Source organism: Ciceribacter ferrooxidans (assembly GCF_004137355.1).
In the GTDB taxonomy this organism is placed as follows: domain Bacteria; phylum Pseudomonadota; class Alphaproteobacteria; order Rhizobiales; family Rhizobiaceae; genus Allorhizobium; species Allorhizobium ferrooxidans.
Genome location: NZ_SDVB01000231.1, coordinates 1 through 253, shown reverse-complemented (window position 1 = coordinate 253; position 253 = coordinate 1). Strand labels below are relative to the sequence as shown.

Below are 253 nucleotides of genomic sequence, written 5' to 3'. Positions count from 1 at the left end.
TGATGAAGGCGCGGTGGGCTTCGATGGCTTCGGCCGGGTAGATCGCCTTGTAGCCCATCGTGGTGCTGATGTCGCGGTGGCCGCAGATGACCTGGGCGATGTGCGGCGGCAGCCCGTTGAGGACCGCGTCGGTGACGAAGATCCGGCGGAAATCATGGGGGGTGAAGACCAGCGGCTGGCCGTCGTGGCCGCGGATGCCGGTGCCGGCGAGCGCCCGCTGGAGGATCTCGCGCAGCGCGCCGTCGCTGATGGG

General features: G+C 69.6%; 1 protein-coding gene. It reads right to left on the bottom strand.

Translation table 11 applies throughout. The annotated features are described in order from the left end of the window. On the bottom strand, positions 1-253 hold a 253-nt coding region (locus tag EUU22_RS10910), incomplete at both ends, for a tyrosine-type recombinase/integrase (RefSeq protein ID WP_165351149.1).